Annotated in this window: 8 protein-coding genes; 4 read left to right on the plus strand and 4 right to left on the minus strand. The window is 44.6% G+C overall.

Annotated elements, in window-relative coordinates; all coding sequences use genetic code 11:
* Positions 1-7: 7 nt before the first annotated feature.
* The 3 genes from dltB to FZ952_RS05470 are packed head-to-tail and all read right to left on the minus strand — an operon-like array spanning position 8 to position 2951.
* Entirely contained in the window at positions 8-1252 is a 1245-nt protein-coding gene (gene dltB / locus FZ952_RS05460) for a D-alanyl-lipoteichoic acid biosynthesis protein DltB (RefSeq protein ID WP_148880900.1), read from the minus strand.
* Positions 1249-2799, minus strand: coding sequence for a D-alanine--poly(phosphoribitol) ligase subunit DltA (dltA, locus tag FZ952_RS05465; RefSeq protein ID WP_148880901.1), 1551 nt, complete (start codon positions 2797-2799; stop codon positions 1249-1251). The genes dltB and dltA overlap by 4 nt, the downstream gene beginning before the upstream one ends.
* A 20-nt stretch (positions 2800-2819) precedes the next feature.
* Positions 2820-2951, minus strand: coding sequence for a teichoic acid D-Ala incorporation-associated protein DltX (locus FZ952_RS05470; RefSeq protein WP_005591428.1), 132 nt, complete (start codon positions 2949-2951; stop codon positions 2820-2822).
* Positions 2952-3217: 266 nt separating this feature from the next.
* Between FZ952_RS05470 and FZ952_RS05475 the strand changes: the two genes are divergently transcribed.
* From FZ952_RS05475 to FZ952_RS05490, 4 genes are all read left to right on the plus strand, one after another.
* Positions 3218-3544 (plus strand): PadR family transcriptional regulator, encoded by a 327-nt coding sequence (locus FZ952_RS05475; RefSeq protein WP_148880902.1) that lies wholly within the window; start codon positions 3218-3220, stop codon positions 3542-3544.
* Positions 3531-4130, plus strand: a complete 600-nt coding sequence (locus tag FZ952_RS05480) for a DUF1700 domain-containing protein (RefSeq protein ID WP_148880903.1) — start codon at positions 3531-3533, stop codon at positions 4128-4130. Before FZ952_RS05475 ends, FZ952_RS05480 begins: the two co-directional genes overlap by 14 nt.
* Positions 4123-5022 (plus strand): DUF4097 family beta strand repeat-containing protein, encoded by a 900-nt coding sequence (locus FZ952_RS05485; RefSeq protein WP_148880904.1) that lies wholly within the window; start codon positions 4123-4125, stop codon positions 5020-5022. The genes FZ952_RS05480 and FZ952_RS05485 overlap by 8 nt, the downstream gene beginning before the upstream one ends.
* A 118-nt stretch (positions 5023-5140) precedes the next feature.
* Positions 5141-6094, plus strand: coding sequence for a S66 peptidase family protein (locus tag FZ952_RS05490; RefSeq protein ID WP_148880905.1), 954 nt, complete (start codon positions 5141-5143; stop codon positions 6092-6094).
* Between the two features lie 39 nt (positions 6095-6133).
* On the opposite strand, the gene FZ952_RS05495 is transcribed toward FZ952_RS05490, so the two are convergent.
* Entirely contained in the window at positions 6134-7384 is a 1251-nt protein-coding gene (locus tag FZ952_RS05495) for a S41 family peptidase (RefSeq protein ID WP_062201574.1), read from the minus strand.
* Positions 7385-7669 lie beyond the last annotated feature (285 nt).

Raw genomic sequence — 7669 nt, forward strand, 5'->3', positions numbered from 1 at the left:
TTACATTTTATTTTTTAAACCAAAGGTCATTCAAAAATCCTGAGAAGATCAAGAATGAGAACATGACAACATGGAAGGTGATAACAACCCCCAGCGCTTGGGTCCACTTGTTGTCAGGCAGGGTTGGTAACCCCTTGCTTTTGCGCTCTTTATTGATGGTCTTTTTCTTACGGAGCCAGGCATCATTGACGACTAGACCAGCTCCATGAAAGAGACCGTAGGCGATATAATACCAGGTCACACCATGCCAGAAGCCCATAATCAGCATGTTGATCAGATAGGCCACACTAGAAGTCGTGTTGCGGTTTTTAAAGACCTTGTTGCGCATCAGCACCATGACCAGCCGCATAAAGACAAAGTCCCGGAACCAAAAGGACAGGCTCATGTGCCAGCGATTCCAAAATTCTTTCAAATCGCGTGAGAGAAAAGGCTTATCAAAGTTGATAGGGCTCTTGATTCCCATGAGATTGGAAATAGCTAGCGCAAACATCGAATAACCGGCAAAGTCAAAGAAGAGATCCAGACCAAAGACATACATGACGCCTAGCGTTCCTAGATTGAAGAAACCGCCAGTATAGAGGGCATAGGTCTTGACATGCCCTAAAATCATGTGGCCAAAGATATGAGCCAGGACAAACTTATAGAGAAAGCCCAGCATGATATACTTGACCGACTGCTCCAGCATATCCAAAAGCTCATCGCGCTCTGGAATTTGGAGATAATTTTCATTGAAACGCTTGAAACGATCAATGGGGCCACTCGAAAAAGTGGGCATAAAGAGCATAAAGCGGAGGAATTCCCAAAGGCTGAAATCAGTCAGCACGCCATCCCTCAGCTCAATGATCATACCAACTGAGCGGAAGGTCAGGTAGGAAATTCCCAGAAAGCCAAAGAGCGATTGATGGCCACTGATAGCTGGCTCGACCTTGACCCAGAATAGGGGCAAGACCGCCAGTGCTGTATGCAAATAAAATATCCACTTGCTGTCCCGCTTTTTGCGGTAGAATTTATAAGAATAAACCCAGACCGTCTGCCAGACGACATAAAAGAGCAGGGCATAGAGCTGCGCCAGACTAGGGCCGGTCAACATCAAAACGATGAAAGCCAAGCTGACCAAGGCTTCGTAGATTGGGAAGCGTTTTTTAAAGAAAAGTCCGATAAAAATTGGCAAAATAGCCAAGATAAGATAAAGGAAATACTGTGGGTCTCCGTAAGGCTCCAGATGAGGAAGCTGTTTCAAGAAATCCATCATGACTTGTTGACCTCACTAATCAGCCCCTTAATATCAATCTTGCCATTTGGTGTTAGGGGCAGAGATTCCCGATAGAGGAACTTAGACGGCATCATATAAGACATCATGATATCCTGTAGATCCTCTTTGATAGCCTTGGTAATATCGATTTCGCGGTCAAATTGCTCTGCAACACCATCTTTCAAAATAACGTAGGCCAATAAGTTTTGAACCTTGTGGTCCTTATTGTAGCGTGGCACTGCCACCGCCGCCTCGATATACTTGGATTTATTGAGATTTTGAGATACGTCCTCTAGCTCGATGCGATAGCCGTTAAACTTAATCTGGAAGTCCATACGACCGCCGTAGAGTAGGAGGCCTTCATCTGTCATCGAGCCGACATCTCCTGTATGATAGGCTGGTAGCCCTTCAAATTCAAAGAAGGCTTCTGCTGTCTTTTCAGGATTGTTGAGGTAGCCCTTAGATACGGCTGGTCCGCAGATAATGATTTCCCCCTGCTGACCATTCGGCAATTTTTGCCCATTCTCATCGATAACAAAGGTTGGTGAATCCGCCTTGGTATAGCCGATTGGCAGACGCTTGAGGGTCGCTAGCATCTCACCCGTGATGGCAACTGCAGACAGAGCCACCGTTGCCTCAGTCGGACCATAAGCATTGATAATACGAGCCTCAGGGAAACGCTCCCGCAATTTCTGAGCTGTCTTGACCGTCAGCTCCTCTCCATCAAAGTAAAAATGCGTAATGCCTGGCATCTTCTGGCTGTTAAAATCTTCCGAAAGCATGGCCATATCCGCAAAGGATGGGGTAGAGGTCCAGATTGCTACAGGCAGGCTGAGAATCGCTTCAAATAGCTGCTTGAAGTCCTGAGTCAGACTAGAAGGCAGGGCATAGAGAGTCCCTCCCAGCGCCAAAGTCGGTGCCCAGTACATAACTGACAAGTCAAAAGAATAAGGTGGTTGCGCCAGCATTTGCGGACGGCTCGGTGTCGCAAATTCCTTGTCTGTAATCATCCAGTTGGTAAAGCTGAGCAGGTTGTCATGGGAGATTTGCACGCCTTTAGGTTTGCCGGTCGTACCAGAAGTAAAGATGATGTAGTAATTATCATCGCCCTTGACTGGATGGCTAATCTCATAAGTAGTCTTCTCTGCATAAGCTGCTCGAACCTGATCCAGACTGAGGATAGCTGCATCTGTATCAGTCAGCGGAAAATCCGCAATGGCAATAATCAAGCTTGGCTCAGCCACTTCGACAATAGCCGTCACGCGCTCCAAGGCCGAATGGCTGTCAATAGGAATATAGGCATGACCTGACTTGGTCAGAGCCACAAAGGTAGCCAGCATTTCATATTCCTGACCACCATAGACTACGACTGGTGACTTGGGAGCTAGCCCCAAGCTATCAATCTTCGTCGCTAGCGCATCTGAGTCAGCCTTTAGGTCTCCATAAGTATGGACTTCTCCGAGGACATTATAAACAGGAAAATCCGGCTGCGTCTGAGCAAAGTGCTCAATCGCTTCAATCATATCTGTAATTGCTGTATTTGACATGTGTATAGTACTCTCTTACATTAAAATTCATTGTAGATAAAGCCACCCTGACCTTGGCCAAGATAACTAAAGAAATAAAGCAGGGCAACAAAAATCACAAAGTATAACAGTGTCTGCCCTACAAACTTATAAATCGTCTTATATTTCGTCATTTCATTCACTCTTATCTTCTTTTAGATAGACATAGATTATTTTACCATGTTATAGAGAAAGATTTCAATATAAAAGCTGTGGATTGTGTAAAGTTCTTGTAAGGAAATAAATAGAAAAAGAGTTACTTCCCTTATCTTTCAAGGGTGAAATCCTTTTCAAAATCTATAAGTAAAATTTCTATATATTACTTGACTTTTAGTTCGAAAGAGGATATTCTATATGTAGAAAGTTTATATATAATATTTTTATATATAGGAGGTAGTACATGTATTTCCCTACATCTTCTACCCTGATAGAATTTCTGATTTTAGCGATTTTAGATAAAGAAGATTCCTACGGCTACGAGATTAGCCAGACCATCAAGCTCATTGCAGATATCAAGGAGTCCACGCTTTATCCTATCCTGAAAAAATTGGAAAAGAGTCAGTATTTAGAGACTTACTCTCAGGAATATCAAGGTCGAAAACGAAAATATTACTCTCTGACCCCAAGAGGTCAGAAACAACTGGTCAGCCTCAAAAATGAATGGGAGCTTTATACCAGCATGATTAAGGGCATTATCGAAGGGAGCATTCGCCATGACAAGAACTGAATATCTAGCTCAACTAGATCACTATTTGAAAAAGTTGCCAACAAAAGACTATCAAGAAGTCATGGACTACTTCACTGAGTACTTCGACGAGGTCGGTCCAGAAGGCGAGGCAGCGACTATGGCTGAGCTAGGCAGTCCCAAGGAAGCAGCTCACGAGATTATCATCAATCTTTTGGACAAGAAAATAGAAGAAGACCGCCAAGATACTAGCTCTGTCAAAAACAGCAAGCAGATCGTCCAGATTGCCATTCTGTCCATCTTGGCAGCACCGCTGGCAATCCCCCTTCTGATTTTGGCTTTGACCTTGATCTTTACTTTCTTCCTCCTCATCAGTGTCTTTGCTTTTGTCATGGCCGCCTTTGCTTTTGCTATGTTTGCCATGGGGGCGAGTCTGATTTGGGACAGTCTGACTCTCGGCATGGTCACTTCTATTCCTGCTTTTGCCCTTAGTTTGGGGATGAGCCTTTTAGCCTTGGGGCTGGCTGGACTCTTCTATCTCAGCATTGGTCCTATCCTTCGCTTTATCAAACTGAGCTTTGTCAAACTCGCCCAGGCCTTGGCACGGAAAGGAGGCCGTCATGTCTAAAGTAAGAAAAACCATATTCAGCTTTGCTATTGTTGCCTGTCTTCTGGGTCTAGTCCTCATACTGGCAGGGCTAGCTAGTGGTGGTCTGCAGGATCTGGTGAAGAGCTCAGTCGCTAACACCAAGATGAGCAAGCAAGAAGAAATCTATGACAATATCCATTCCTTAAATCTAGAGCTGAGCAACCGCTCGGTTATTATCGAAGAATCGCCCGATGATAAGGTTCACTTGACCTATTATCAAGGAGATGGCAAGACATCTGAAAAAGTAACCACTAAAGCTGAAAACGGAAGTTTATACATTAAGGAATCCAGATTTTTTATCAACATTAACAGCGGTCTGCGCTCTTTACTGGGCTTGATAAATGGAGAACTGGAAAGGACTCAACAAATCACTCTAAACCTGCCTAAGGGAAAGAGCTTGGAAGAGGTTAAGGCCAGTTTAGCTAACGGCAGCCTATCGATCAATGACCTGACTATCCAACAATTAAACGCCGATCTCAGCAATGGATCTATCGAACTCAGTCAGAGCCAGATTGAGAGCGGCAACATTGAAAGTGCTAATGGCAGCATCGAGCTAGTCCAAACCAGCCTGACCGATACTCAAATCAGTCTCTCCAACGGTAGTATCACTAGTGATAAACTGACCCTCAAGGGCAATATCAACATGTCCAGCGGCAATGGCTCCATCGCTCTCCATCTCACCGAAGAGACCTACAAAGCCATCTCACTGGATCTGCAAACAGACCTAGGTGACATTGAAGTGCCCAAGGACATGCAGACGAGCCACGACCAAGAGGACTTTATCAGCGATCGGGTCATTCATACCAATGAACAGGCTCAAGCCAAGCTGACAGCCTGTACCAACACCGGCAGCATTGAGATTAGTCATTAAAAATCGAACGGAGCCTGATTGGTTCCGTTTTTTATGGTCATTTTCTCTAACCCTACCTTTACTTCCTATAACCTTTATGTTATGATACTCTATAAAAATTCATCATAAGGAGGTTCCTATGAAAAAACTCACACCTGGCATGCACATTCGGGTCGTCAGCCCTTCGGCATCAATCGAACACATCGGAGGATTTGAGGCCAATCTAGCTGCCAAGGAGCGCTTGGAAAAGCTAGGATTTACCGTGTCTTTTTCGGAGCATTATCTGGAAAATGACATGCTAGGTTCTGCCTCCATCGAAAGCCGGGTAGTAGACATCCATGCTGCCTTCGCAGATGAGTCCGTTGATGCTATTCTGGCCACTATTGGCGGTTTCAACTGCAATGAGCTCCTACCCTATCTGGACTTTGAATTGATTGCTAGAAATCCTAAGATTTTCTGCGGCTACTCGGACACAACAGCCTTGCTCAACGCCATCTATAGTAAGACCGGCATGAAAACTTATATGGGTCCCTCCTACTCTAGCTTTAAGATGGATACCCTGCAGGACTATCAAACCGAGAGCTGGCTCAAGGCCGTCAGCCAGACTTCTTACGAGCTGACTCCTAGTGAAAAATGGGGCGACAATACTTGGTATCTACCAGATGCGCCACTGACCTTCCATGAAACTGAGTGGAAGGTCTATCATCACAGGCAAGCCCAAGCCACTGTTATCGGCGGCAATCTCTCCACCTTCTCACTCCTACGTGGCACCCCCTATGCCCCGACAGATGAAAACTATGTCCTCTTTGTTGAAGAGGCGGAGGAAGATGATTATGTGGAGTTTGACCGCAATCTAGCAGCCCTCCTACAGGCCTATCCTAACCCACAGGCCCTTCTCATCGGCCGCTTTCCAAAAGAATGCCAGATGACAGAGGAGCTGCTCCTTTATATCTTGGACAAGCATCCGATTTTAAAGACTATCCCTGTCCTCTATGACTTGGACTTTGCTCATACTCAGCCACTCTTTACCATTACCATCGGTGCTCAGGTGACGGTTGATACGGAAAAGATGGCCATCAGAATTGATGAATAAACATGAAACGACCTCCAAACAAAAGGTCGTTTTTGATATCTAAAAGTCATGAATCATCTCTAAACAGCGCTCCAAATCCACATCCCGCTCCAGATGCTCAACTGTCCAAGGAATCAGGATGTCTGGTTCGATCCCCTTGTCTGTCATCCCCTGTCCCTTATCAAGTGCTAGAGCGCGTGAAGTTGGAAAGTTCAAACTATAGTCACCATAATCTACCTGACAGCAGTTGGAATAATCTAGTATTCCAAGAGTCGGGCGCCCCAGAACCGTCACCTTAGGAAACCATTTCATCATCTGGACAAAATTGTCTCCCGACGAAGCACAGTAGACATCTGCCAAGACAAAAATCTTCTCAGGATGGCTTCCTCCTTTCACATTAGGAAACATTTCCCTGTCCTCGCCTCCAAATTTGACATAGCCTTTGCCCCGATTGGCCTGCAGGTCTTGCATGATTATCTCCAACAAATCCTTCGTCTCCTGGTTAATCCCTTCCTGCTGCACGTAGGCTTCAAAATCTTTCAAACGCAGGTCGACATTCCGCTCTGTGTAGAGAATTTCCATCCCTTCATCAGTCCAGTCCAAGTCAGAATAGCTTTGCCCCTCAGAAAGAGCATAGTGGAGCAGGGGAAAATACAGCGAGTCCATCCCGCCAGTATTTTGACGGACATCAATCACCAGACAAGCAGCCCTCTTGATAGTATCTTGTGCTTCCTGATAGAGTTTGTTGATGGCTTTCTCGTTCCTAAAGTCATCCAAACGGAGATAAATAACACCCTTTTCTAACTCTTTCCATTCAAATCGGCTCTCTATAGGATTCTGGCTAGGTTCAACTGAAAGGATTTGCTCTGCTCCTGCTCGCAAAACAGTCACTTGCCCAGCTTTTGAAATCAACTCGCTCCACTCACGATAGTTTCGCTCGGGTGTTGAGCTGGTAAAATACGCTCGGTGCATCCTATAAAACTCTTCTAGATGCTGTCCATCCAGTTTCACAATTTGATCGCCCGCCTGCAAATTCGTATCTGCATTAGCCTGCTCAACATAAAGTCCTTGGATTGTTGAACGTAGAACAAAACCTTTTGGCTTAGCATGTTTCTCCCGAAAAGCTACGTGGCCGATAACTCCGAAGCTGGCTAGATAAGTCTGAACCTGATAAAGAAAGTCCTTTTCACTCATATCGTCTGAAATACATTTGCGAAAACCAGTCGGATCCGCACCGGCAATATCCTTTTTAGTTGCCGAATCTTGGGTCATAATCGAAACAACATCTTCAAAAATAGCCGTTTTTCTCATCGTATTGCTCCTCGTCATTATTGAGACTAGTATATCATTTTTGCACATTTTACGCCGATTTAAACAAAGAAATCTAAGTAAAATCTCGTACTGACCCCAAAAGTTAGACAAATAATTTAAGTAAAGGATTTAGTTCTGTATTGGACAGGACTAAATCCTTTTCTACCATTTGTCAAGTATATCAAGGTATTTGATGAAAAATAGTTTGAGTTCCATATGTCAAACGAAGGAAATTGTCTTTTTTTGAGCTAAAGTTTAGTGTAAAAAGTGTACACAAAACCAACA

Source organism: Streptococcus sp. Marseille-P7376 (assembly GCF_902460385.1).
Taxonomy (GTDB): Bacteria; Bacillota; Bacilli; order Lactobacillales; family Streptococcaceae; genus Streptococcus; species Streptococcus sinensis.